The following is a 24,413-nucleotide window of genomic DNA, read 5'->3' as shown; positions in this document are numbered from 1 at the left end:
TTCATGACCACTGAGCAGACCGAACTCGCCAGGCTGCGTGAACGAATAGACCAGATTGATCGTCAGTTGCTGGCGTTGATTTGCGAACGAGCCAAGTGCGCGCAAAGTGTCGCGGAAGTAAAAATGCGCGGCAATTCAGGGCAGGATGTCGTCTTTTATCGCCCGGAGCGGGAAGCTCAGGTTTTGCGGAAAATCATGCACGAGAACCCAGGGCCTTTAAGTGATGAAGAAGTGGCCAGGCTGTTCCGGGAAGTTATGTCGGCGTGTCTTGCTTTAGAGGCGCCCTTACATATTGCGTTTCTGGGACCGGAAGGCGCCTTTACGCATGCCGCCGCGCTCAAGCATTTTGGGCACTCCGGCGTTTGCTTGCCTCATTACGCTATTGATGAGGTCTTCCGAGAGGTTGAGGCGGGGTCTGCTCACTACGGCGTGGTCCCGGTGGAAACCTCTAATGAAGGGGTAATAAGTCACACGCTTGATGTGTTTGTTAATTCGCCTTTGCTAATATGTGGCGAAGTGGAAGTGCGTACTCACCACTTCTTAATTGCGCCAGAGCAAGTGGACGCCGCTGATATCAAGGTTGTTTATTCTTTGGCGCAGTCATTTTCTTTGTGTCGGCAATGGCTGGACGAAAGATGGCCGGGAGTGGAGCGCATTGCGGTTCCGAGTCATGCGGACGCTGTAAAAAGGGCGTCTGAACGCCAGGATGCGGCGGCGGTGGCTGGTGAGCACTGCGCCAGGCTGTATGGTATGAAAGTTCTGGCGAAAAATATCGAAGATCATCCAGATCAGATCGCCAGGTATTTGATTATTGGTAAAAATTCGGCTCCTCCAAGTGGGGATGACAAAACATCTCTAATGGTTACCATTCGCGACGAGCCGGGCGCTCTGTACAAGATGCTGGGTGTGTTTCATCGTCAAAATCTGAGCCTGACAAGAATTGATTCGCGCCCGGCCCTGAGTGGCGCGCGTCGTTATCACTTCTTTGTGGACTTTATCGGCCATAAAGACCTGCCAGAGGTCGGTGCGGCGATTCAGGAGTTGTCCCGGGATGCTCTCGACGTGCGATGTCTGGGGTCCTATCCCAAAGGCGTGCTTTAAGCGCGCCATCTGCTGGTCTCAGAAGTTTGGCTTTTGTGATGTCTTGGCTCTTTAAGGGCGTTTCAATTTATATTTTTTACGGACATGGCCGTCAAACGCGCCTGATTAATAATGTTGCAATCCCAAGTTAAATGTTTGGCCGTTGTCGGGCTGGGTCTGATCGGCGGTTCGCTCGCCAAAGCTGTGAAAGAACGCGGTTTGGCGGAGAAGGTAATTGGTTATGACCGGCGCGATACTGAGGCTGCGTTAGCCGTGCGTATGGGGGTGGTTGATGAGTCTGCCCCGGATCTTGTCACTCTCGCTTCACGGGCGGATGTTATCGTGTTGGCTGTGCCGGTGGGAGCGGTTGCGCCAGTGTTGGAGGAAATGAAGCCCGCTTTGCGGAGCGATCACATCCTTACCGATGTAGGGAGTGTTAAAGGCGAAATAGAAAAAGCCTTTGTCTCTGTATTTGGTGAAATGCCGGCAAATGCTGTGTTGGGGCATCCTATCGCCGGCTCTGAGAAGAGTGGCGTTCAGGCCGCCAATAGTGCTCTGTTTGAGAATCACAAAACCATATTGACGCCGCTTCCGGTGACGGACTCCCAGGCGCTGGGGGTGGTGGCGGCTCTGTGGCGTGGCATGGGGGCTGAAGTGCTTTTCATGTCGGTGGCTCATCATGATGAGGTGTTGGCTGCAACCAGTCATCTGCCTCACTTGATCGCCTTTTCGCTGGTCGATACGCTGGCGGGGGCGGACGATAATAAAGAAATATTTCGCTATGCAGCGGGCGGTTTTCGGGACTTCACCCGTATTGCCGCCAGCGATCCGGTGATGTGGCGGGATGTGTACCTGACCAACCGGGACGCGGTGCTGAAAGTGCTGAATGCGTTCGATGCGGATTTAAAAAAGCTGCGCAACGCTATTGCTGATGGGGACGGACAAACTTTACTTGGTGTGTTCACCCGGGCCCGGGCGGCCCGCGAACATTTCACAAAAATGCTTGAAGGAAAGGCTTACAAGACTGATATGGCTAACAATGTGACCTATGTTGCCGGGAAAGGCGGTCCGGTATGCGGCGATATTCGCGTGCCCGGAGATAAATCGATGTCCCACCGCTCCATCATGTTGGGTTCGCTGGCGGAAGGCGTTACGGAAATTGAAGGTTTTCTTGAAGGGGAAGATGCTCTGGCCACCCTGCAGGCGTTCCGGGATATGGGGGTCGTCATTGAGGGGCCTGACCGTGGCTCGGTAACAATAAATGGCGTGGGTATGCATGGTCTGAAGCAGCCGCCAGGGCCATTGTATTTGGGGAACTCTGGAACCTCCATGCGTTTGCTTGCAGGTTTGTTGAGCGGGCAGTCGTTCGATGTCGAACTCACTGGTGATGAATCCTTGTCCAAACGCCCTATGGAGCGTGTTGCAAAGCCGTTGCGGGAAATGGGGGCGGAGATTTCCACTTCTGAAGGTGGGCGCCCTCCGGTCAAAATTAAGGGCGGCTCCAGACTTCATGGTATTCATTATGATATGCCTGTCGCCAGCGCCCAGGTAAAGTCCAGTCTGGTCCTCGCAGGTCTTTATGCGGAGGGGGAAACCTCGGTGACAGAGCCTGCGCCAACTCGTGATCATAGCGAACGAATGCTGCGTGGTTTTGGTTATCCTGTAGATGTAAATGGCTCCAAGGTGACGATTAAGGGCGGACATAAGCTGAGCGCCACCAAAATTGACGTCCCTTCTGATATCTCTTCCGCGGCTTTTTTCCTGGTTGCTGCGAGCATTACTCCTGGGTCAGACCTGACCTTGCGTCATGTGGGCGTCAACCCGACTCGGGTTGGAGTAATTAGTATTCTTAAAATGATGGGCGCCGACATTGAGCTATCTAACCACAAAGAAGTGGGCGGCGAGCCGGTAGCGGATATTCGTGTGCGCTATGCTCCCTTGAAAGGAATTCGTATTCCAGAGGAGCAGGTGCCTTTGGCCATTGATGAGTTTCCGGTCCTGTTTATCGCAGCGGTGTGCGCTGAGGGAGAAACTGTTCTGAGTGGCGCGGAAGAGCTGCGCGTCAAAGAGAGCGACCGTATTCAAACCATGGCTGATGGCTTGGCTGCGTTAGGCGTCAGCAGTGAAGTGAAAGAAGATGGTATTGTGTTGCGCAGCGCTGAAATTGGCGGCGGCACAGTGGATAGTCATGGCGATCACCGTATTGCAATGGCGTTTGCCGTGGCCTCTTTGAGAGCGACCGGCGCTATTGTTATTAAAGATTGCGCCAACGTCGCTACATCATTCCCGGGGTTCACTGCTTTGGCGAATGAGGTTGGTTTTAATCTTCGGGCTGAGGAGACGGCATGAAGGTGAGCTCCGGCATTCCTGTCATCACCCTTGATGGTCCCTCAGGTTCAGGTAAGGGGACCATTGCGCAGCTTACTGCGCAGGCGTTGGGATGGAATATTTTGGACTCCGGCGCACTGTATCGCCTGACCGCCTTGAGCGCTGAGCGACAGGGCGTTGATTTGGCGGATGAAAACGCTGTAGCGAAGGTCGCTGAAACCTTGGATGTGCGCTTTGAAGCGAGAACTCCCGGTCAGCCGGTGTCCGTTATTTTAATGGGCGACGACGTGACTCTGGAAATCAGGACGGAAACCTGTGGCGCTATGGCTTCGCGGGTTGCCGCGTATCCTTTGGTGCGAGCCGCCTTGTTGCAGCGGCAGCGGGATTTTCAGTCCGCTCCGGGGTTGGTGGCCGATGGGCGCGATATGGGGACGGTCGTATTTCCTGACGCCCCATGTAAGATATTTATGACCGCAAGCGCCGAAGTGAGGGCGCGGCGAAGATATGATCAGTTGAAGCAGCAAGGCGAGAGTGTTAAAATTTCGCACCTTTTAAATGAGATAAAGGAACGCGATGAGCGTGACATGAATCGGTCAAACGCTCCTCTGCGACCTGCGGATGACGCCGTAGTCCTTGATACTTCTGACTTTTCGGTGGATGAGGTGTTGGAGAAAGTACTCCAGATCTGGTCTTCCCGTCAATCCTGAGTGTCCGTCACTGCGGTAAATTAATTAACCGGTGATCTTTTTTCGGGAGTATGCCAGTAATGCCCGAATTAAGATTTTAATCGAACAGACCGTGCTTGCTGGCCGCGCGGATGAAAATGTTCAACAGGAAACACAATGAGCGAGAGCTTTGCTGAGCTTTTTGAAGAAAGTTTAAAACAAATTGATATGAAACCCGGCTCTATCGTTAAGGGCGTAGTGGTTGATATCGATGAAGACTGGGTTACTGTAAACGCAGGCCTTAAGTCCGAGGGTGTAATCCCTGTAGCACAGTTCCTGAACGAGAAAGGGGAACTGAATCTGCAAGTCGGCGACGAAGTTGAGGTTGCTCTCGACGCAGTTGAAGACGGCTTTGGCGAAACCCGCCTGTCTCGCGAAAAAGCGAAGCGCGCGGAAGCCTGGAAAGATCTTGAAAAAGCTTTCGAAGCAAACGAAGTTGTTAACGGCGTTATCAACGGCAAGGTCAAAGGTGGTTTCACTGTTGAACTGGGCGGCATCCGCGCATTCCTTCCTGGCTCCTTAGTAGATGTGCGTCCGATTCGCGACACGGCGCATCTGGAAGGAAAGGATCTCGAATTCAAAGTTATCAAGCTGGATCAGAAGCGTAACAACGTAGTTGTTTCACGTCGTGCTGTTCTGGAAGCTGAAAATAGCGCTGAGCGTGACGCTCTGCTGCAGACTTTGCAGGAAGGTATGGAAGTCAAGGGTATCGTTAAGAACCTGACTGACTACGGCGCGTTCGTGGATCTGGGTGGTGTTGACGGTCTGTTGCACATTACTGACATGGCTTGGAAGCGTATCAAGCATCCTAGCGAAATCGTTAACGTTGGTGACGAAATTACCGTTAAGGTATTGAAGTTCGATCGCGAGCGTAACCGCGTATCTCTGGGTCTGAAGCAACTGGGTGAAGACCCATGGGTTGCTATTAAAGAGCGTTATCCAGAGAACACACGCGTTACTGCGCGCGTCACCAATCTGACTGATTACGGCTGCTTCGCTGAGCTGGAAGAAGGTGTTGAAGGTCTGGTCCACGTTTCAGAAATGGATTGGACCAACAAGAACATTCACCCATCTAAAGTTGTTCAACTGGGTGACGAGCTGGAAGTGATGGTTCTGGATATCGACGAAGAGCGTCGTCGTATTTCCCTGGGTATCAAGCAGTGCCACGCTAATCCTTGGGAAGAATTCTCTGGTAAGTTCAACAAGGGTGACCGTATCTCCGGTAAGATCAAGTCTATTACTGACTTCGGTATCTTCCTTGGACTGGAAGGCGGCATTGACGGTCTGGTTCACCTGTCCGACATCTCTTGGAACGAGCCAGGCGAAGAAGCTGTTCGCAAGTACAAGAAAGGCGACGATCTGGAAACAGTAATCCTGTCTATCGATCCTGAGCGTGAGCGCATTTCTCTGGGTATCAAGCAGTTGGAGAGCGATCCGTTCGCTGAGTTCACTCAATTGAACGAGAAAGGCTCTATCGTTACCGGTACGGTTAAGTCTGTTGACGCTAAAGCTGCTGTGATTGCTCTAAACGACGACGTTGAAGCGACTTTGAAGGCGTCTGAAATCAGCCGTGACAAAGTTGAAGATGCTCGCAACGTGCTGAAAGAAGGCGACGAAGTAGAAGCGAAAATCATCAGCGTTGACCGTAAGAACCGCGTGATCAACCTCTCCATCAAGTCTAAAGACATTGATGAAGAGAAGCAGGCGATTCGCGACGTCAAAGAGAAGCAAACTGAAGCTCAAGGTCCGACCACTATCGGTGATCTGATCAAAGAGCAGTTGCAGCAACAGCAGTAATATCTCTTAGATATATTCTCTAAAAAAACGGGCTATATGCCCGTTTTTTTTGTGTTTTTTTAAATCTTTAACTAAACTTCTGACGAAAGCTACGATAAGGAAGCTTCTATGACCAAATCAGAGTTAGTCGAGATTATTGCGCAAAAACAACCACAACTTTCGATAAAAGACGTTGAGCTCGCGGTTAAAACGATCATAGAGTACATGTCACAATCTCTGTCCCAGGGGCAGCGTATAGAAATACGGGGATTCGGCAGTTTCAGTCTCCACTATCGCGCTCCACGGGTAGGGCGAAATCCCAAAACAGGTGAGACTGTTCATCTTCCTGCGAAGTATGTGCCGCACTTCAAGCCTGGTAAGGAATTGAGAGATGAGGTTAACGCAAGTCTCAAAGCCGGATATTGATAGCCGGCGTCAAACCGCTAATTAATTGTAAGTGCACGTTTTTCTATGCCTGACATCAAATCCAGGTATGGTAAGATAGTGCACCCAATTAGACCGGTTCGGGTGCGCTAATGTCCAAGCTTAAAAAAATCTTTTTGCTATGCCTTATCTTCCTGATGGTGGTTGTTGGTGTAGTGTTTGTATTGCTTAACAATTCCAAGCTAGAGTTAGACCTCTTGTTCTACCATACGGGGCCAGTGAATGTTTCAATTCTGATTGGATTGGCGTTTGCTGTTGGGTTTCTAATGGGAATGGCTGTAACCAGCTTGACCGTTCTAAAGTTGAAAATATTCGGTAAAAAAGGGCGTGATCGCTCCGTAAAGTCATCTACGCAGGTTGTCGCCAGCAAATCATAAGGGCTTATGGAATATCTTGGCCAATTGTTGTTAATTGCCGTCGCAATAGGCATCGGTTGGCTGATTTGTTTCATTCAGGGGCGAGTTGGCCAGACTGCCAGAGCCATCAAGCGGGGCGGCGAATATCCAAAGTCCTTGCAGTATCTTTTTGAAGCGTATGATGCGCCGACTCTGGACTCTTTTGTTCAGGAGCTGGAAATAAATCAGCACACGGTCCAGCTTCATCTTTCAATCGCCAACTTCTTTCGTCGCAAAGGCGAAATCGAAAAAGCGACGGCGATCCATCAGAATCTTCTTTCGCATCCAGATGCGAGAATCAAACACGGTGAGCAGCTCACCTATGAGTTGGCGCAGGACTATATGTTTGTCGGCCTGTACGACAGGGCGGAAGCTCTCTTTATTGAGCTGACGGCGTCCCGGCAGTGGCGTAAGCTCAGTACTGAGTGCCTTCTCGAGATATACGAGCACGAAAAGGAGTGGGGGGTTGCCCGTGAGCGCGCCTTGACGCTGGACGTGAAGCGTGATCGAGAGGTGCAAATACGGCTGGCTCAATACTGTTGTGAGATGGCTGAGCGCAGCATGCGACGCAAGGAATATTCGGATGCGACGCGTCATCTTCGAGAAGCGCTAACGTATGACAAGTTTTGTGCTCGGGCGAGTATTCAGGTGGCTCAGGTGTGTGTCGCTACGGAGCAGTATCCTGAGGCGTTGGCGGAACTGAAGCGTATTGAGCAGCAGAATCCGGTGTTTCTCTCGGAAGTGGTTGGGTTGGTGAGAGAGATATGCGAAAAGCTCAACGAGCGGGAGCGACTGCTGAAAATACTCCAAAGAATGTGGGAACTGCAGCCGTCAGCAAAAGTAATGATCGCGTTGTCTGGCGCGCTTAATGAAAATGAGAATACCGAGGAAGCGATAGAATTTCTTTTGCAGCAATTGAATGCTCATCCCACGCTTGGTGGAGTGAAGGCGTTGCTGGTGTTGTTGGGGCCTTATGCGGACCCTGAGCCCAAACGTTGGATTATGATTGTGAAAGGAGTGCTGGAGGCGCTTCTTGAAAAGAATCACTCTTATTTATGTGAAAGTTGCGGCTTTTCGGGGCGTCATTTGCACTGGCAGTGCCCCAGTTGCAAAAAGTGGGGTGTGGTGAAGCCGTTGCCTTGGGTGTAAGTCTGTATGGCTACTGGCTGGATAATGGTAATAGGTGATATGAGTGAAAGGTGAGACGATGGTTGGTGGGCCAAGAGTCGTAGTGGCTTTGGACTTTTCTGATAGAAAGCAGCTTGATGAGTTTGTCGCCAAACTTGATCCAGGTTTATGTCGGCTTAAGGTTGGCAAAGAGCTGTTTACAACATTTGGGCCCGCTATAGTTGAGCAGTTGCAGGCGCGCGGTTTTGAGGTATTTTTAGACCTTAAGTTTCATGATATTCCCAATACGACGGCGCAGGCGGTGAAAGCGGCGGCTGGTTTGGGGGTATGGATGGTGAATGTGCATGCGTCCGGTGGTAGAAGAATGATGGAGGCGTGTCGTGAGGTGTTGGAGCAAGAGTCGCATGCGCCGTTGCTGATTGCTGTTACGATGCTAACCAGCTTGAGTGATGAGGAGATCGTCGAGATAGGGTTTCCCTGCTCAGCCCAAGAGATGGTTGGCAGGCTTGCGGTCTTGGCGCAAAGTAGTGGAATGGATGGCGTAGTTTGTTCTGCGCAGGAGGCTCCATTGTTGCGCCGTGCGCACGGTGAGGAGTTTTGTTTGGTGACGCCTGGCATCAGGCCTGCGGCGGCAGCGGCGGATGATCAGACGCGAATTGTTACTCCAGCTCAGGCGATTACTGATGGGAGCTCATATTTGGTCGTGGGAAGGCCTATTACCCGGGCGTTAAATCCTCTCGATGCATTGCAGCAAATCGTCAAAGAGGTTGAGTCGGTCTGATTGTGAGGTTGTTTGTTGGTGGGCGAGGAGGTATTCTTCTCGTCGACCGATGGTGTGTATAAAAAGAGGGCTTAATTCAGGCAATAAAAAAGGCTGGTAAAACCAGCCTTTTTAAATTTGGCTCCCCGAGCTGGACTCGAACCAGCGACCCAATGATTAACAGTCATTTGCTCTACCAACTGAGCTATCAGGGAATGAAACCGTTAGTGGCGCGTATAATAATGACCTTTAATTTAAAGGTCAACACTTCGGAAGTGGTTTTTCTTTAGTGTTTTCAGCAAATAAAAAGCCCGCTGAACCGCGGGCTTTTTAACGCTTTTGAAGACTGCCTTAAGCGTTTATTTGATCGCTTTCGCGATGCGCTCCATGGCTTGTTCCAGATTCTGCATGCTGGTGGCGAAGGAGATGCGCAAATGCCCGGGCGCGCCAAAAGCTGAGCCGGGAACCAGGGCGACGCCCGCTTCCGTCAGCAGGTATTCCGCCAGGTCCAGGTCGTTGTAGATGTTTTCCATGCGGTCGATCACGCCTTGGAACCCTGGGAATGCGTAAAAGGTTCCATCTACGGGCAGGCAGGTTACGCCGGGCATGTCGTTAAACGCTTTAACGACAAAATCATGGCGTTTCTTGAACTCTTTTACCATTTCTCCAATGCATTCCTGTGGGCCGTTCAGCGCGGCGACTGCAGCGGCTTGGGAGACGGAGCAGGGATTAGACGTGCTTTGCGACTGCACTTTTTTCATGGCCGCAATCGCCTTGGCGGGCCCTGCCGCGTAACCGATGCGCCAGCCAGTCATGGAATAAGCTTTGGAAACGCCATTCAGAACAAAAGTGCGATCATAAAGGTCTGGGCAAACACTCAAGATATTGACGAAGTCCTCGCCAGTCCACAGCGTATGCTCGTACATGTCGTCAGTCGCCACCATCACAGAGGGATGCTTGCGCAGCACCTCGCCCAGCGCAGCCAGCTCATCTTTACTGTACGCCATACCGGTTGGGTTAGACGGGCTGTTCAATACAACCAGCTTGGTTTTGCTGGTGATAGCGGCGTCTAGTTGCTCTGCGGTGATTTTAAAGCGCGTCGCTTCGCTGGTTTCAATGATGACGGGTTTGCCGTCAGCGACGATCACCATATCAGGATAGGACACCCAATAAGGCGCAGGGATAATAACCTCATCGCCTTCGTTCAGCAGCGCCAACGCCAGATTGAAAAAGCTTTGCTTGCCCCCGCTGGAGACCAGAATCTGGTTGGCTTCGTAATTCAGATTATTATCGCGTTGGAATTTGCTGATAATCGCGTTCTTTAGTGCAGGGGTTCCATCGACTGCGGTATATTTGGTCTGGCCTGCGTTAATCGCGGCGATAGCTGCGTCCTTGATATGCTGGGGGGTGTCAAAATCAGGTTCTCCGGCGCCTAAACCAATAATATCTTTCCCGGCGGCTTTAAGTTCCGCCGCGCGGTTGGTGACAGCCAGAGTGGGAGAGGGTTTGATTGCTTGAACACGGCGTGAGAGATCGATTTCCAACGGAGTAATTCCTCGATTTTGGTGGTTAAGCTTGGTAAGTTGGCCAATGGCTTGAATGAAGGCGAACGGCGCGCCCAATCAATGGCCAAACGGTATAATTCTACAATGTCGTCGATTCATACGTAAGTGAGTAATGCAAAAGTTTCAGCTTAAAGCGAATTATCAACCGGCGGGCGATCAGCCTGGCGCCATCGCCGGGTTAGTGGATGGACTGCGCGACGGCCTGCTGCATCAGACATTGCTGGGGGTTACCGGTTCAGGGAAAACGTTCACCATGGCCAACGTGATTGCGGAAATGCAGCGCCCCGCTATGGTGATGGCTCACAACAAAACCCTGGCGGCGCAGCTGTACGGAGAGTTCAAAGAGTTTTTCCCTGATAACGCAGTGGAATACTTTGTTTCCTACTACGATTACTATCAGCCGGAAGCCTATGTACCGTCTTCCGACACCTATATCGAAAAAGATTCCTCCATTAACGACCACATTGAGCAAATGCGTCTGTCGGCGACCAAAGCGCTGATGGAGCGTAAAGATGTGGTGATCGTCGCCACTGTCTCTGCGATCTATGGTTTGGGCGATCCGCAGTCCTACAAAAAGATGATGTTGCATCTGGATCGGGGCGACAAGGTTGATCAGCGTTCTCTGCTGCGCCGTTTGGCTGAATTGCAATACACCCGTAATGACTTGGAGTTACACCGTGCTAACTACCGGGTGAGAGGCGACGTTATTGATGTATTTCCTGCGGAATCTGAGTCAGATGCGCTGCGCATCGAGCTGTTTGACGACGAAATCGAATCGCTGTCCTGGTTTGATCCTTTAACCGGTGAGGTTTACCGGCGCGTACCGCGGGCGACGATCTATCCGAAAACTCACTACGCCACGCCGCGTCAGGTCATACTGGATGCGACGGAACAGATAAAGACGGAGCTGCAGGAGCGTTTGCAGCAGTTTCGCGGCTCCAGCAAATTGCTGGAGGCTCAGCGGTTGGAAGAGCGCACCAGATATGATCTGGAGATGATGTACGAGCTGGGCTATTGCAACGGCATCGAGAATTACTCTCGGTATCTCTCTGGTCGTCAGGCGGGAGAACCACCGCCTACTTTATTTGACTACCTGCCTTCTGATGCGCTGCTGTTTATTGACGAGTCTCACGTAACGATTCCACAGATCGGCGCCATGTATCGCGGGGACCGTTCCCGTAAGGAAACATTGGTGTCTTACGGGTTCCGATTGCCGTCCGCGTTGGATAATCGTCCTTTACGCTTTGACGAGTGGGAGCGTCTGGCGCCACAGATGATTTTTGTGTCGGCGACGCCCGGAAACTACGAGGCGGACCATCAAGGACAAGTAGTGGAGCAGGTGGTGCGTCCCACAGGTCTGGTTGATCCGGACATTGAGGTGCTGCCGGCGTCTACTCAGGTTGATGATCTGTTAGGGCAGATCCATGATCGGGTGGAGCGTAACGAGCGGGTGCTGGTGACCACTTTGACCAAGAGAATGGCGGAAGATCTGACGGACTTCCTGTTGGACAAAGGCGTTCGTGTGCGTTACCTGCACTCTGATGTGGAGACCGTAGAGCGGGTTGAAATCATTCGAGATTTGCGTCTGGGCGAGTTTGACGTACTGGTGGGCATCAACCTGCTGCGTGAAGGTTTGGACATGCCGGAAGTTTCCCTGGTCGCCATTTTGGACGCGGACAAAGAAGGTTTCCTGCGTTCGGATCGTTCACTGATCCAGACTATCGGCCGGGCGGCGCGGAACGTACGCGGCAAAGCGATCCTGTATGCGGATAAAATCACCGGCTCCATGCAGCGAGCGATGGATGAAACCGAGCGGCGGCGTAATAAACAGATCAGCTATAACGAAGAACACGGCGTCATTCCGCGCGGCCTGGACAAAAAAGTCGCCGACATTATGGAAGGTGCGCGAGTGCCGGGCTCCAAGAAAGGCGCCTCGCAGCGCAGGGTGGCGGAAACGGCCTCTTCCTATAATGTGGAAGCTGAAGCGAGAACCCCGCAAGAATACGCGAAGATGCTGCAGAAGCTGGAAACCGCTATGTACGAAGCCGCCCGCAATCTGGAATTTGAAAAAGCGGCGCAGTTGCGAGATCAATTAAAAGAACTGAAAGAAAAAGGCCTGCAATAAAAGAAGAAGTAATGGCGTTATTACAACTATATTGGCCCTACCTGGCGGCGGGGGGGATAGGGCTTGCCGTCGCGCTTCTGGCGCTAATAGGAATGATGAGGCAGCGTCGCCAGCGTAGAGACCTTGAGCTGCGCAACGCCCAGATAATCGAAAAGCTGCTGGCTCGTGAGGAGGAAGTGGCGCGCCTTCAGGAAGCGTGCGCTGAGAAAACGCAGCGATGTGAGTCTATGCAGCGGGAAGTGGGCGTGCTGCAGCAAAGTAACGCTGCCGTGAGGGCGCGAATGGAGTCAATCCATGAGCGCTATGTCCAAGTGGAGGCGGCGGCCAAAGACAAAGACGCAAACTTGTCTGAGTTAACGCAGGCGCTCAGCGCTGCTCAGAGCGAGCTGGCGTCTTTGAAAACCGCCGCAGCAAAAGAACAGTTGCATCACCAGGAGAAACTGAAGTTGTTGGAAGCCTCGCGTGAGGCGCTGACGCAAGAGTTTCAACTGCTCGCCAATCGCATCTTCGAAAGTAGTACACAGAAACTGTCCGAATTTAGTCAGAATAATCTGAAGACTATTCTCGACCCCTTAAATACGCAGCTGAATGACTTTCGCAAGAAAGTTGAGGACGTCTACGACAAGGAAGCGCAGCAGCGTTTCTCGTTGTCTGCGGAAATTAAGAAGCTCCAGACGCTGAACGAGCGTATCAGTGACGACGCTATCAAGCTGACCAATGCGCTGAAAGGCGACAACAAGGCCGCTGGAACCTGGGGCGAAGTCATACTGGAGCGCATTCTGGAACGTTCGGGGTTGGTGAAGGGGCGCGAGTACGAGGTGCAGAGCGCGCAAAGAAATGAAGCTGGGCGCCGTATACAACCAGATGTGATTATTCGCCTTCCAGAAAACAAAAATGTCGTTGTTGACTCGAAAGTCAGTCTTGTGGCCTACGAGCAGTATCATAACGCCAGCGACGACAGCGCGCGGATTGATTACCTGAAGCAGCATGTGTTGTCGGTGCGACAGCATATAAAGGGGCTGAGCGGGAAACGATATCAAGACGCGTTAGGGCTGAATTCACTGGACTTTGTACTGTTGTTTATTCCTATTGAGGGGGCCTTTGCGGCTGCGGTGCAGGGAGACCAAAGCCTGTTTAACGAAGCGTTTCAACTGAATGTGGTGATCGTTTCTCCTTCGACGTTACTCGCTACTTTGCGCACCATTCACAATATCTGGCGCTATGAGCATCAGTCTCAAAATGCGCAGGAAATCGCCCGGCAGGCCGGCTATCTGTACGACAAGTTCGTTAATTTTGTGCAGGATCTGGAGGAGGTCGGCCAGCGCTTGCAGCAGACGCAAGGCGCCTATGATACCGCGATGGGGCGTTTGGCCACGGGGCGAGGTAATTTGATTACCCGAGTGGAGAAGCTGAAGCAGTTGGGCGCGCGCGCTGGTAAACAACTGAGCGAGTCAACTCTGCAACGGGCGCAAATGTCAGAAGAGGGCGACTCCCGAACGGTGTCTCTCTCACTCGGTGACGGCGCCGGTTTATGACGGAATGGTTTGCGGGCCTTTCCTGGCTCGAAGTCGCAACGCTGTTAGGGAGCAGTTTCCTGGGGTCGATGCTGACCGCCGCGCTTGGTGTTGGCGGCGGCGCCTTTCTGATCGCAGTGATGGCGGATATTGTGCCGCCGTTAGCCCTGATCCCTTTGCATGGTATTGTGCAAATGGGCTCCAACGCCAGCCGGGCGGCCTTAACCCGTAAGCACATTCAACTGCGTACAATCGCATTCTTTTTAAGCGGCGCTTTTATTGCGGCGCTCGCCGCCGCTTGGTTACTGGGACGCGTCGATCCCTCCTGGATTCCTCCGATGGTGGCGCTATTCATCATCTGGCTGTGCTGGGGGCCCATTCCTGAACTGGGATTGGGAAAAACTAAAGTAGGCCTGTTCTGCGGTGGTTTATTGACGACGCTGGCCACAATGATCGTCGGCGCAACCGGTCCCCTCGTGTCGGCCTGGCTTGGACGTAGCGGCGTTGACCGCTGGACCTACACCGCTAACTTCTCCAGCTGTATGACGGCGCAACATTTGTTGAAAATTATGGTGTTCGGGATGGCGGGGTTCGTTTTCACCCCTTGGCTTCCTTTGCTCGGTTTAATGGTGCTGGCCGGGTTTCTAGGCACTAAAGCTGGCTTAAAAATTCTCGGTAAATTGCCCGAAGCGCGTTTTAAATCACTGTTCAAATGGGTGCTGACGTTGTTGGCGCTGCGTTTGTTGTGGCTATGGTGGCGAGGATTCTCCGCCTGAAAAGCTGAGCCCTGAGGACAAATTCAGCCAGGGTTCAGGTAAGAAAGGATGTAATAGCGATAGTAATGATAACTCCGCCTGCGGCTCCAACGATGCGCGTCAGGTGGGAGATGACTAACCCATAGTGGTTGAGGTGGTTTAATGGAAACCTATGATACTTTGGTCTCCACCATTGCATTAATGATGGGCGTGTCCTGGGCCAGTGGCGTGAACTTATACGCTGCCGTGCTGATGCTGGGATTGGGCGGCGCGACCGGGCATATCGATTTGCCGCCGGATTTGCAGACACTGCAGGATCCGCTGGTGATCGCGGCGGCCGGATTTATGTACTGTGTGGAGTTTTTCGCGGATAAGACTCCTGGCGTGGACAGTGGTTGGGACGCGCTGCACACCTTTATTCGCATTCCTGCCGGCGCGGTGCTGGCGGCTGGCGCAGTGGGAGATATTTCACCGGCGTTACAGATTGCGGCTGGCCTGGTCGGCGCCTCGATGGCGGCGACGTCCCATGCCACTAAGGCCGGGACGCGTTTGGCGATCAATACTTCACCGGAGCCTTTTACTAACTGGGCGGCTTCAATTGGCGAGGACATCATGGTGCTGGCCGGCTTATGGGCGGCGTTGAATCACCCGTTGGTTTTCCTTGTATTGCTGGGACTATTTATTGCTCTTGCGATCTGGTTGCTGCCGAAATTATGGCGTTTCCTGAAACTGGTGTTGCGTAAGATTGGCGGTTTCTTTGGGCTCGTGGATAAAGATAAAGGGCCATCGCCTTCTGTGGGGAGCTACCAATTTGGGAACTTTTCCGCTGCCGCCGGTCCTTCTCTTGACGCTGACTTTACGGCGCCAGGGCCTGCGATTGAGGATAATCTCAGTCGGATTAAAAAACTGAAGGAGTTGTTGGACGCAGGGGCCATCACGCAGGAAGAGTTTGAGGCGGAGAAAAGGCGTTTGCTTGGGCCTTAGCCAGTAGGGGAGGCGCTGTGGGCGAACCGCTTCAGGGCGCCTCCCTCCAGACTTTTATATCGCCCAGCCAAGTCAGGTCGGCAGTACTTTCCCGCATGCTTTTTACTATCTCCTGGGAAAGACGACACTCGTTTCCGGCGATCATCACTTCCACATGCACTTGGCCATTGATGTAGTGCAAAATCAGCCGCTTGATTGAACCTTCCGGCGTCAGGCCGCGCCAGCGCCGTTGCAAGGTTTCGGTCACGTCCTGGCGTAGCGGCAATAAGGGAGAACCCGCCCGTTTCTTTCCGTTAGCGTCATTCTCTGTATCTATGTGGTAGGTGATGTCGCTGATGTGCTCAAACTTTGCTCGGATTTTTCTCGCGACATGCACGCCAATATAGTGTCCCTCCGAGACGCTCAGCGACGAGTCCACTTGTAAATGCAGGTCAATAACGATATCCGGTCCCACATAACGTCCGCGCAGATCATGCACGCCGCGAACGCCTTCCACTGATAGCGCGAGTTCTCTAATGGCGTGGACCTGATCTTCAGGAAGCGCGGTTTCCACTAGCTCTTTGACACTTTTGCCCGCCAGCTCGATGCCAATCTTGCCGATGAGGATCGCCACAATAATCGCTGCTAAAGCGTCGACCCATGGGAAGCCGGCGATTACGCCAAGCAAGGCGATGAGCACGACCACCGAGGAAAGAGCGTCACTGCGTGAATGCCAGGCGTTGGCGATGATCAGGTCGGAGCGCAACTTCTTGCCGATATCCAGTGTGTAGCGATAAATCCATTCTTTACCGGCGATAGACAGACTCGCCGCCAATAGCGCAGGCCACCCAGGAGCGACCTGCGCATCTTTCTCCCACAGGCGCAGAATACTGTCGTAAGCCATGGCGCCGGCGACAGCAATGAGCATGGAGCCCAATACTACTGTGCCCAGGGTTTCGAATTTGCCGTGGCCGTAAGGATGTTCCCGGTCTGGTTTCTGGTGGGAGTAGCGAGTGATGACAATCACCAGGATATCCGTTCCCGCATCAGTGAAAGAGTGGATGCCGTCAGCCACTAACGCATGAGACTGTGCGAGGACCCCGACAATGATTTTCAGCAACCCCAGCGCAATATCCAGAATCATTCCAATCAAGGTGACGCGATGGGCGGCGCGAGTCTTTTCGGCGGGAGTAGAGTATGTCATGCTGCTGTTTTAAAAAGCTTTATCGTGAGAGCGATGAAGAATTGTAGCATGTTCCAACTGTCCTGCGGTGAAGAGGGATGTTGCACAGGATAGGGGGTGAGGATAATAGTTGAACCAGGGGCTTTAAGTTTTTTATACTGGTCAAAAAATAACCACAATAAATAACGGAAAAGGTGCATACTATGAGTTCCCACACAGAAAGGCGTCGTTTTGAACGACTAACCGCGTCGATGAGCGTATTGCTTGATCACCCTGTGACAGGGCTCCACGAGTTGAAAACAGTCGATCTTTCCGAAGGAGGCGTGTTGGTGACCGGCGATTTTGCCGGCAACGCCGAGGTTGGAGATTTGGTTTCACTGAAAGTTGTTGGCTTGTTGCAGGAACGCAGTCCGACTGTGCCATTGAAAGTGGTGCGCTGTGGCGCTAATGAAATGGCCTTGAACTTTGTTTGATATCCGCCATCGATTAGATCCACGTTAAACATTAGCTGTTGAGACAAAAAGGGGAGCGGTAGCTCCCCTTTTTGTTGTTCTGATGGCTGTGGATAACTCGCAGGCCCGGTAAATTAATGACTTACCTATAAATCTACGGAAACCCCGGCGAACTTTTCTGCATTTCGCGTCAAACCTAAGCGGCGAATTTGATGGATTTGAGTATCCTATTCCGGTGCAAAAAGTGACGCTATTCCCGGATTCGGGGAACCAGGGTTAATAAGTGGTTGAAATTTAAGCGCAAAAAATAGTTGGTTAAAAAGTGATCAAATCGCTGGGAGAGCTGGAATTTCGTGGGGTCTGAGATTTTTCCCTACCGATATTAACAAAGTTATCCACAGATTTAGTGGATAAATTACAGTTCTGTCACAGATATCCCCAACATGTAGTGACTGGTGGTCAAAAACAGTGCAAAACGCGATGTGAAGTTACTTTTCGTGAGAAGCAGGAGCCGATAGGCGTCGCGCCTGTAATGGGAAATAAACCTTTTAATGCGATTCTGGTTGGTTATAATACCGCGCCTGAAGTTCACCCCTCTTTTAAACTGTTCTACAGCAGTGGAATAGCCTTATGTCATATCAGTTAGCCCGACAGTTTCTGTTTCGCCTTCCAGCGGAAGCCTCCCATAATATTTCCCTGAAAATGCTTAAGATGGCTGATAACGCCGGCATGTTGGGAATGTTTATGCCCCAAATGTATTCCCGGCCGGTCGAGTTGATGGGAATTACCTTCCCCAACGCGGTGGGGCTGGCGGCGGGATTGGATAAAAACGGCGATTACATCGATGGTCTGAGTAAACTGGGTTTCGGCTTTATCGAAGTTGGTACAGTGACTCCGAAGCCTCAGGACGGCAATCCTCCGCCACGTCTTTTTCGCCTGGAGGAACGCAGCGCGATTATCAACCGCATGGGATTCAACAACTACGGCGTTGATTACATGACGGAGCGCTTGCGCAAGAAAAAATATGGTGGGGTGATCGGCGTTAACGTTGGGAAGAACAAAGACACTCCCGCTGAGGAAGCCGCCTCGGACTACATTGCCTGCATCAATAAGGTGTATCCCTACGCGTCCTACATCACGATCAACATTTCCTCCCCTAACACGCCTGGATTGCGCGCGTTACAGTTCGGCGATTCGCTGCGCAGCATGCTGCAGGAAATCAAGGATTGTCAGGAGCGCATGAACCAACAGCATGGGCGTTACGTGCCCTTCGTCGTGAAAATCGCGCCAGACATGTCTGACGACGAGGTGCACATGGTTGCGCGCACCCTGCTGGATTACAACATGGACGGCGCCATCGCCACGAATACCACATTGTCGCGTGAGGGCGTTGAGAGTCTGGCTCATGGAAAGGAGCAGGGCGGCTTAAGCGGTGCGCCATTGACCAAGCGCTCCACCCATGTGGTGAAAGAATTGTGCGTGGCGCTGGAAGGTCGTATTCCCGTTATCGCCTCCGGCGGCGTGATGAGCGCGCAGGATGCGGTGGATAAAGTGCGTGCGGGCGCCAAGCTGGTTCAGGTATATAGCGGTCTCATTTATCGGGGGCCGGTCCTGGTGCGGGAAGCGGCTGAGGCCATTGGCGGGTTGGACGGTTAAAGCGTCAATGAAAAGGCCCGCGAGGCGGGCCTAAATGGGGTTGGGTGAACCCTTCCTTTATGAATGAGTGTTCGGGTGAATCAGGATGCTATGCCAGGGCTTCTGTGTATCCCTGATACGCCGGTGTAACCATCCCAATGGTCCGCTCGGCCGTCGCGCCAGCCGTTAATCCACTCTTGACGCATTTGAGGATTGGCGGCGGGACATAAATCTTTTGACCGGCCGCTTACGCCGGCGCGGTAACCCTTGAGGTACGCTCTTTCAAACATATCGCGCTTCTGTCTTCTCATTCTTTAATGACCTCACCAATTTCTGGGTTAGACAGGAATTCAAACAGATTAACAGTTGAATCGGAATTTGGACTAGAAAGCATCTCCTTATCGTCTGATCTTGTACGAGGGGATATATATCAAATTAATAGCGCTACACTTTCAAGTTAAGCCAAATTTAATTTCGATGTACACAAATTATTTCATCTATGTGACGGTTTTTTTATAGTTTTGTGGAATTAAATCCGGTTAAGCGCTTGATCGCCATAGAACCATCTTTAACCCTTGATATGCAACGATTTGTAACGGCGTAGGAATATGAATGAATTTTCATTGTTTGCGAGCTGTCCCAAAGGACTGGAGTATGTGCTTGCGGACGAATTAAAGACCCTGGGCGCGGAAGTGCTCAGAACCAATCCCGCTGGGGTTGAGGCGAAGGTGGATCTCGCCGGGGCTTACCGAATTTGTCTGGGCTCCCGTCTCGCCAACAGGGTGCTGCGATTATTGCAGTCCACCCGCACAGCCACGCGTGACGGCCTGTATCAGGCTGCTTCCGAGGTGAATTGGAGCGAGCATCTGCGTCCGGGAGAAAGCTATTGGATCGCTGCGTTTGGCTCCAGTGGCGATATCCGGCACTCACGCTTTGGCGCGCAAGTGGTCAAAGACGCCATTAACGATCATTTTCGCGACCGTGATCTGGAGCTGCCCGTTATCGACAAGCGCTCCGGCGTGCAAACCGTGCAGCTGAACCTGGCGAAAACCATTACCTTGGGGTTGGATCTGGCGGGCAGAAGCCTGCATCAGCGTGGGTATCGGCAAGAGGGGGCCGCCGCGCCGTTAAAGGAAAATCTGGCGGCGGCGATACTCTATCGCGCCGGCTGGCCGGAGATATGCGGAGAAGACGGTTGTTTCGTCGATCCGATGTGCGGTTCCGGCACGTTGGTGGTTGAGGCGGCGATGATCGCGATGAATATCGCGCCGGGACTGCTCAACCCGCACTTTCTGTTTGAAAAAGCTCCCTGGCATGACCCGGAAGTCTGGCGTGGAGTATATGAAGAAGCGATGGAGAAAGCGGTGCTTGGCAAGCGTCGCTGGCGCGGAGCCATCTTCGGCTGCGACCTGAATCCCGCCGCCATCCGCACCGCCAAGCGTAATTTGTCCCGCGCCGGACTTGATCGCTGGGTGAAGCTGGAAACCGCCAGCGCCATGGACTTCACTCCAGATACGGAAGGATGCGGGCAGCGCTTGCTGGTGTGCAACCCTCCCTATGGTGAGCGCTTAGGGCAGGAGTTGGAGCTGCGCTCGCTGTACCGGGCGCTGGGACGGAGGCTGAAAACCGCATACGGTGAATGGAAAGCGGGTATTTTTACTTCCAGCGTCAACCTGGCGAAAGAAATTGGGCTACGGGCGGACAAACAATACCATCTTTACAACGGACCTCTGGCCACAACGCTTTATTTGTTCGATGTTTATGGGAACCGACCTGAAGCAGAAACGCCGCGCAAGCCGCAGAACGCCTCTCTAGAGGGGATCTCCGAGCAGGCGCAAATGTTCCGCAATCGACTGAGTAAGAATCTGGCGAAATGGAGCAAGTGGGCGAAGAAGCAGCAGCTTAGCGCTTACCGGATCTATGATGCGGATATGCCGGAGTATGCTGTCGCCATCGACTGGTATGACGGTGGGATCATTGTGCAGGAATATGCGCCGCCGAAATCAGTGGATGAAGAAAAGGCGCGCCAACGTCTGCTGGACGTGTTGGAAGTGACTCCGGCGGTATTGGGAATCGACGGCGGACAGTTGTTTCTCAAGCAGCGTAAAAAGCAAAAAGGCATGCTGCAGTATGAAAAAACAGATTCAAGTCGCAAGGAGCGTACGGTAGAAGAGCACGGTTGCCGGTTTTGGGTAAACCTGTCTGATTATTTGGACTCAGGGCTTTTCCTTGATCACCGTCCAACCCGCTATTGGATTCAGAAGCATAGCTCGGGCAAGCGCTTTCTGAATCTGTTCTGCTACACCGGAGCGGCTTCCGTCCATGCGGCGGCGGGCGGCGCGGCGACCACCACCAGTGTGGATATGTCGCAGACCTATCTGAGCTGGGCGGAGCGCAACTTTCACCTTAATAAACTGAGCGGTCCCCATCGTTTTGTGCGCGCCAACGTCCTGGATTGGCTTAAAGCTGAGCATAATTCATATGACCTGATATTCCTCGATCCACCCACATTCTCCAACTCCAAGAAAATGGAGGATGTATTGGATATTCAGCGGGATCATGCAGGGTTGATTGAAGATTGTATGCGGTTGCTGGCGCCAGGAGGGGTATTGATCTTTTCCTGCAACTACCGACGCTTCAAGCTGGACTCAGGCATTGAACAGCGTTTTGCGGTGGAAAATCATACCGCCGCCAGTATTCCTGAAGACTTCAAGCGCAATGAACGGATTCACCAGTGCTGGCATATACGCCATAGCGCCTGAGTCTGTGATGCTCCGCGCCGGATCTAGAACTCGTATTTCAGACCGGCGCTGAGCTGCATGACGCGGATCGCAGTTTCCGTGTCGCGATGAATGCGGCCGAACTCCAATACGCCCCAAAGATCGCCAGTGACCTTTATTTCCGTTCCTAACGCGTAACTGACGCTGAAGCTGCTTTCGGTGAGGTCTTCCGGAATGCTTTGATGGGCGTCCGGATCGTCTTTGGAGACTTTGCCTTTCATATGGGTGAATCCGAACAGGGCGTACACGGACAGATAATCCGTGGCCGGATACTGCGCGCCCATATACCAGCTGGCGAAGTAGTCCATCCCTATGTCCAGTCCCGGTTTTGCTTCCTCTTCATCCAGTCCCATGCCGGCGCGAAACTCGGTTTTGACATAGTCGGTCAGGTAGGAGCCGTAGCTAAGCGTGACGCCGGTCGTGCTGGCGCTGTTGCTGCCGGCGACCCGTTTAAAATCGAACTGAGTGGCGCTCAGTCCGATATAAGACTTGCCTTCTTTTTCTCCCTCCGCGCGGCTGACCGGGCTGGCCAGCAAAACCGCCAATACGGTGAGAACGGTTGTGATCGAACGCGGATGACGAATGCGGCGCTTCATTATTTTCTGCTTTCCATGAGTTGTTTTTATCGGTGCGGCATGCGGCCGCAGTGGCGGCGCAATAGGTCGGGATTGTGACGGAAGCGGTCGGCGCAGTCACGGAAAAGCGTCACAAATCAATTTGCCGCCCTTGGGAAGGGCTTAGAGTTCGGCGATATCCTGCATCTTGGTTTGAATGACCCGACGCAGCTCGCTTTTCTCAAATTCGCTGGCGCGGTGGATGAGCGGCAGACGCAAGCGATGTAGGTGCAGGCAGGGAATCTGGTCTTGGAAGGGCTTCAGGTCGCCTTTGACCAGAATGGGCAGGAATGGATCGGTTTCTGTGCGCATTTTATTAAGCACTTCCAGCGCTTTACGCATAGCGATGGGCTTGGCTGGCGCTTCCGGGTCTTTGGGTTGTATCAGCATAAACATCCCTTTCTGTTTGATTAGTTCGCCGGGGATGATATGAAAGCCGGTGCGGGTGACGGCCTCTTCTTCAATATGGCTGAACGTATCGTGAAAGGCGTAAGGGTCAGGCAATATAACCAGATTGCGGTTATAGTCTTCAGGGAAGTGCATGCTGTAATTGGTATAAATTTGCCGTACGGAGCCTGAGAAGACGCACAGTTTGTTCTCAAACTTCAATACGAACTCCTGAGCTTTGCTGCGGTCGGCGAGCAAGTCCAGGTCCCAGATCAGATCTGAGTTCACATTGTTCGATATTTCCATGCGGGCGCGCTTAGTTGGCTGATGCGATTGATTAAAGCGTGAAGACACTGGAAGTTATCTGCAGTCCAGTAAAAACTTAGCAGTGAAGCGAGTAATCAACAAGCCACAAAGGTTTTTAGCAAGGTAATATATTGTTACTTAACTGCCGGCGAGCTACGGCTACCGATGAGCAAACCAATAAATTCAATATTGATATGGCAATGATATTGGCATGTTAATAACCAGGCGCATGGATGCGCCTGCGCGGCGGCTAGCCGCGGGAGACAGGGCCTGACATGTCAGGCCCTGTCGTTACAGATAAATAGAAGGAAGCTATTTGTCTGCCTGATTAATAATAAAGGTGCAAGTGAAATGAGTCAGGGAACTACCGGCAGTCTCTCCGCAATCTCCAAGTCGCAGGGGGCGGAGCTTATCCATCAGGATGGGGCGTTGATGCAGGCGCTGGGGCAGGCGTTTTTTGAAGTGCAGGCTCTGGAGCATGTGCTGGCCTGTTTGTACGGCGCCAGTCCACATGGATTGGGGGATACATGGAGCCGCGAACTGCGCAGGATGCTGTACACCGTAGAAAGCGGTGGTGTGGAAAAAACCGTGGAAGAGCTGATATTTGATTTGGAATTACCGCAGGATCATTGGTTGCAGTTGCAGCAGGCGCTGTATTTACGCGAGTGGGTGGTCAGCGGCTTCTTCGGTGAGTTTGGCAGCCGGTTGCAAGTGTTGGAAGCGGAGGTCGGCGAGAAGCTGGTTGAGCGTATGCGCGCCGCCTCTGAAGAAATTTCCAAGGCCGTGATGGACTTGCAGGAGTTGGTGTTTCAGCGCGAGATGGATTGCGACGAGCCCATGTCAGAACAAGTGCAGCGAGCGGCGAGATTTTATTGGGTGGGAGTAGAGTAAGGCGGCTTCGCCGCCCGAAATATTCAGCGCATACGGCGGGTCAATTCGGCCATGACGAAAACGTTGTTCTCCGCATTGAAGCCGGAAAGACCGTTTTCCAGCAGAATTTCCTGGCGTCGTTCGAGAAAGGTTTCGAAGTTCAGTTCCGGCAGAAAATCTGTGATCCGCGCCAATTCAAAAGGCATGTCGGCGTCGAAGGCTTCGAACAGACGTTCCAGCAACTGGGCGTCAGGGTCGAGGCCGTCGACGTAAACGGTGGCTTCGGCCAAGTCGCTGGACAAGGCGCGGATGACGTCTTTGCCGGTTTCGCCCTGCTCAAATAAATGCTCCCGGGATAAGCCGTGACTATGCTGGTAACCGAAGTCCCAATCCTCCCAGTCGTCCTCTGGAATGATCAGCGCCTTTTGGATAGCGCCATCCGGGTCGGTCCAGGCGATGCAGATAGGATAGGCGTCGTCGTCCGGGCTGCTGGCTTCGATGTCCAGGAACAGCGCGTCTTCCAGGTGTTTGCTTTTCATAATCAGACTATTTTGGCTCGGCAAGTTATTGACATTCCATTATATTTGCTCAACCTTATTTCACCAAACAGACTTTGCAGGCGCCCGGG

At 52.6% G+C, this 24,413-nt stretch carries 22 protein-coding genes and 1 tRNA gene; 16 read left to right on the top strand and 7 right to left on the bottom strand.

Annotated features, from left to right (window positions below; translation table 11 throughout):
• Positions 1–3: 3 nt before the first annotated feature.
• The 8 genes from pheA to pyrF all read left to right on the top strand — a co-directional run bounded on the left by pheA (position 4) and on the right by pyrF (position 8,657).
• Positions 4–1,101 carry a prephenate dehydratase gene (gene pheA / locus HCH_RS22380; protein WP_011398736.1) on the top strand — a complete coding sequence of 366 codons (1,098 nt, stop codon included), beginning with the start codon at positions 4–6 and terminating at the stop codon, positions 1,099–1,101.
• 111 nt (positions 1,102–1,212) lie between these two features.
• On the top strand, positions 1,213–3,429 hold the full coding sequence (locus HCH_RS22375; RefSeq protein WP_011398735.1) for a bifunctional prephenate dehydrogenase/3-phosphoshikimate 1-carboxyvinyltransferase: 2,217 nt from the start codon (positions 1,213–1,215) through the stop codon (positions 3,427–3,429).
• Positions 3,426–4,115, top strand: a complete 690-nt coding sequence (cmk, locus tag HCH_RS22370) for a (d)CMP kinase (RefSeq protein WP_011398734.1) — start codon at positions 3,426–3,428, stop codon at positions 4,113–4,115. Before HCH_RS22375 ends, cmk begins: the two co-directional genes overlap by 4 nt.
• A 135-nt stretch (positions 4,116–4,250) precedes the next feature.
• Entirely contained in the window at positions 4,251–5,930 is a 1,680-nt protein-coding gene (rpsA, locus tag HCH_RS22365; RefSeq protein ID WP_011398733.1) for a 30S ribosomal protein S1, read from the top strand.
• A gap of 108 nt (positions 5,931–6,038) precedes the next feature.
• Positions 6,039–6,335: an integration host factor subunit beta gene (locus tag HCH_RS22360; RefSeq protein ID WP_011398732.1), complete on the top strand. Its 297-nt coding sequence runs from the start codon at positions 6,039–6,041 to the stop codon at positions 6,333–6,335.
• Positions 6,336–6,445: 110 nt separating this feature from the next.
• Positions 6,446–6,730 carry a lipopolysaccharide assembly protein LapA domain-containing protein gene (locus HCH_RS22355; RefSeq protein WP_011398731.1) on the top strand — a complete coding sequence of 95 codons (285 nt, stop codon included), beginning with the start codon at positions 6,446–6,448 and terminating at the stop codon, positions 6,728–6,730.
• Between the two features lie 6 nt (positions 6,731–6,736).
• Positions 6,737–7,897: a lipopolysaccharide assembly protein LapB gene (lapB, locus tag HCH_RS22350; RefSeq protein ID WP_011398730.1), complete on the top strand. Its 1,161-nt coding sequence runs from the start codon at positions 6,737–6,739 to the stop codon at positions 7,895–7,897.
• 58 nt (positions 7,898–7,955) lie between these two features.
• Positions 7,956–8,657, top strand: a complete 702-nt coding sequence (pyrF, locus tag HCH_RS22345; RefSeq protein WP_011398729.1) for an orotidine-5'-phosphate decarboxylase — start codon at positions 7,956–7,958, stop codon at positions 8,655–8,657.
• A gap of 118 nt (positions 8,658–8,775) precedes the next feature.
• On the opposite strand, the gene HCH_RS22340 is transcribed toward pyrF, so the two are convergent.
• Both HCH_RS22340 and HCH_RS22335 read right to left on the bottom strand, forming a co-directional pair.
• Positions 8,776–8,851 (bottom strand) — tRNA-Asn (locus HCH_RS22340).
• Between the two features lie 144 nt (positions 8,852–8,995).
• Positions 8,996–10,180 (bottom strand): pyridoxal phosphate-dependent aminotransferase, encoded by a 1,185-nt coding sequence (locus HCH_RS22335; protein ID WP_011398727.1) that lies wholly within the window; start codon positions 10,178–10,180, stop codon positions 8,996–8,998.
• Positions 10,181–10,313: 133 nt separating this feature from the next.
• Between HCH_RS22335 and uvrB the strand changes: the two genes are divergently transcribed.
• The 4 genes from uvrB (at position 10,314) to HCH_RS22315 (ending at position 15,579) form a co-directional block, all read left to right on the top strand.
• Positions 10,314–12,326, top strand: a complete 2,013-nt coding sequence (uvrB, locus tag HCH_RS22330; RefSeq protein WP_011398726.1) for an excinuclease ABC subunit UvrB — start codon at positions 10,314–10,316, stop codon at positions 12,324–12,326.
• Positions 12,327–12,337: 11 nt separating this feature from the next.
• Positions 12,338–13,861, top strand: coding sequence for a DNA recombination protein RmuC (rmuC, locus tag HCH_RS22325; protein ID WP_011398725.1), 1,524 nt, complete (start codon positions 12,338–12,340; stop codon positions 13,859–13,861).
• The gene (locus tag HCH_RS22320; RefSeq protein WP_011398724.1) at positions 13,858–14,616 is read left to right on the top strand and encodes a sulfite exporter TauE/SafE family protein; all 759 of its coding nucleotides are present in this window, start codon (positions 13,858–13,860) and stop codon (positions 14,614–14,616) included. Before rmuC ends, HCH_RS22320 begins: the two co-directional genes overlap by 4 nt.
• 141 nt (positions 14,617–14,757) lie before the next feature.
• Positions 14,758–15,579, top strand: a complete 822-nt coding sequence (locus HCH_RS22315; RefSeq protein ID WP_011398723.1) for a DUF4126 family protein — start codon at positions 14,758–14,760, stop codon at positions 15,577–15,579.
• A gap of 31 nt (positions 15,580–15,610) precedes the next feature.
• On the opposite strand, the gene HCH_RS22310 is transcribed toward HCH_RS22315, so the two are convergent.
• Entirely contained in the window at positions 15,611–16,762 is a 1,152-nt protein-coding gene (locus tag HCH_RS22310; RefSeq protein WP_011398722.1) for a cation diffusion facilitator family transporter, read from the bottom strand.
• A 182-nt stretch (positions 16,763–16,944) separates the two neighbouring features.
• Between HCH_RS22310 and HCH_RS22305 the strand changes: the two genes are divergently transcribed.
• Both HCH_RS22305 and HCH_RS22300 read left to right on the top strand, forming a co-directional pair.
• Complete coding sequence (locus tag HCH_RS22305; protein WP_011398721.1) at positions 16,945–17,214, top strand: PilZ domain-containing protein; 270 nt, start codon at positions 16,945–16,947, stop codon at positions 17,212–17,214.
• 609 nt (positions 17,215–17,823) lie between these two features.
• The gene (locus HCH_RS22300) at positions 17,824–18,849 is read left to right on the top strand and encodes a quinone-dependent dihydroorotate dehydrogenase (protein WP_011398720.1); all 1,026 of its coding nucleotides are present in this window, start codon (positions 17,824–17,826) and stop codon (positions 18,847–18,849) included.
• An 80-nt stretch (positions 18,850–18,929) separates the two neighbouring features.
• Here the strand turns inward: HCH_RS22300 and rmf are convergent, their stop codons facing one another.
• Positions 18,930–19,139: a ribosome modulation factor gene (rmf, locus tag HCH_RS33245; RefSeq protein WP_011398719.1), complete on the bottom strand. Its 210-nt coding sequence runs from the start codon at positions 19,137–19,139 to the stop codon at positions 18,930–18,932.
• 297 nt (positions 19,140–19,436) lie between these two features.
• On the opposite strand from rmf, the gene rlmKL reads away from it, so the two are divergent.
• Positions 19,437–21,590 (top strand): bifunctional 23S rRNA (guanine(2069)-N(7))-methyltransferase RlmK/23S rRNA (guanine(2445)-N(2))-methyltransferase RlmL, encoded by a 2,154-nt coding sequence (rlmKL, locus tag HCH_RS22295; RefSeq protein ID WP_011398718.1) that lies wholly within the window; start codon positions 19,437–19,439, stop codon positions 21,588–21,590.
• Between the two features lie 23 nt (positions 21,591–21,613).
• Here the strand turns inward: rlmKL and HCH_RS22290 are convergent, their stop codons facing one another.
• Both HCH_RS22290 and HCH_RS22285 read right to left on the bottom strand, forming a co-directional pair.
• Positions 21,614–22,204, bottom strand: coding sequence for a porin family protein (locus tag HCH_RS22290; protein WP_011398717.1), 591 nt, complete (start codon positions 22,202–22,204; stop codon positions 21,614–21,616).
• Positions 22,205–22,345: 141 nt separating this feature from the next.
• Positions 22,346–22,915, bottom strand: a complete 570-nt coding sequence (locus HCH_RS22285) for a hypothetical protein (protein WP_011398716.1) — start codon at positions 22,913–22,915, stop codon at positions 22,346–22,348.
• Between the two features lie 351 nt (positions 22,916–23,266).
• On the opposite strand from HCH_RS22285, the gene HCH_RS22280 reads away from it, so the two are divergent.
• Positions 23,267–23,806 (top strand): hypothetical protein, encoded by a 540-nt coding sequence (locus tag HCH_RS22280; protein WP_011398715.1) that lies wholly within the window; start codon positions 23,267–23,269, stop codon positions 23,804–23,806.
• Positions 23,807–23,829: 23 nt separating this feature from the next.
• On the opposite strand, the gene HCH_RS22275 is transcribed toward HCH_RS22280, so the two are convergent.
• The gene (locus HCH_RS22275) at positions 23,830–24,324 is read right to left on the bottom strand and encodes a hypothetical protein (RefSeq protein WP_011398714.1); all 495 of its coding nucleotides are present in this window, start codon (positions 24,322–24,324) and stop codon (positions 23,830–23,832) included.
• Positions 24,325–24,413 lie beyond the last annotated feature (89 nt).

The organism is Hahella chejuensis KCTC 2396, from assembly GCF_000012985.1.
In the GTDB taxonomy this organism is placed as follows: domain Bacteria; phylum Pseudomonadota; class Gammaproteobacteria; order Pseudomonadales; family Oleiphilaceae; genus Hahella; species Hahella chejuensis.
Note: the sequence above shows the minus strand (reverse complement) of the source record. Positions and strands in the feature narration are given on the sequence as shown.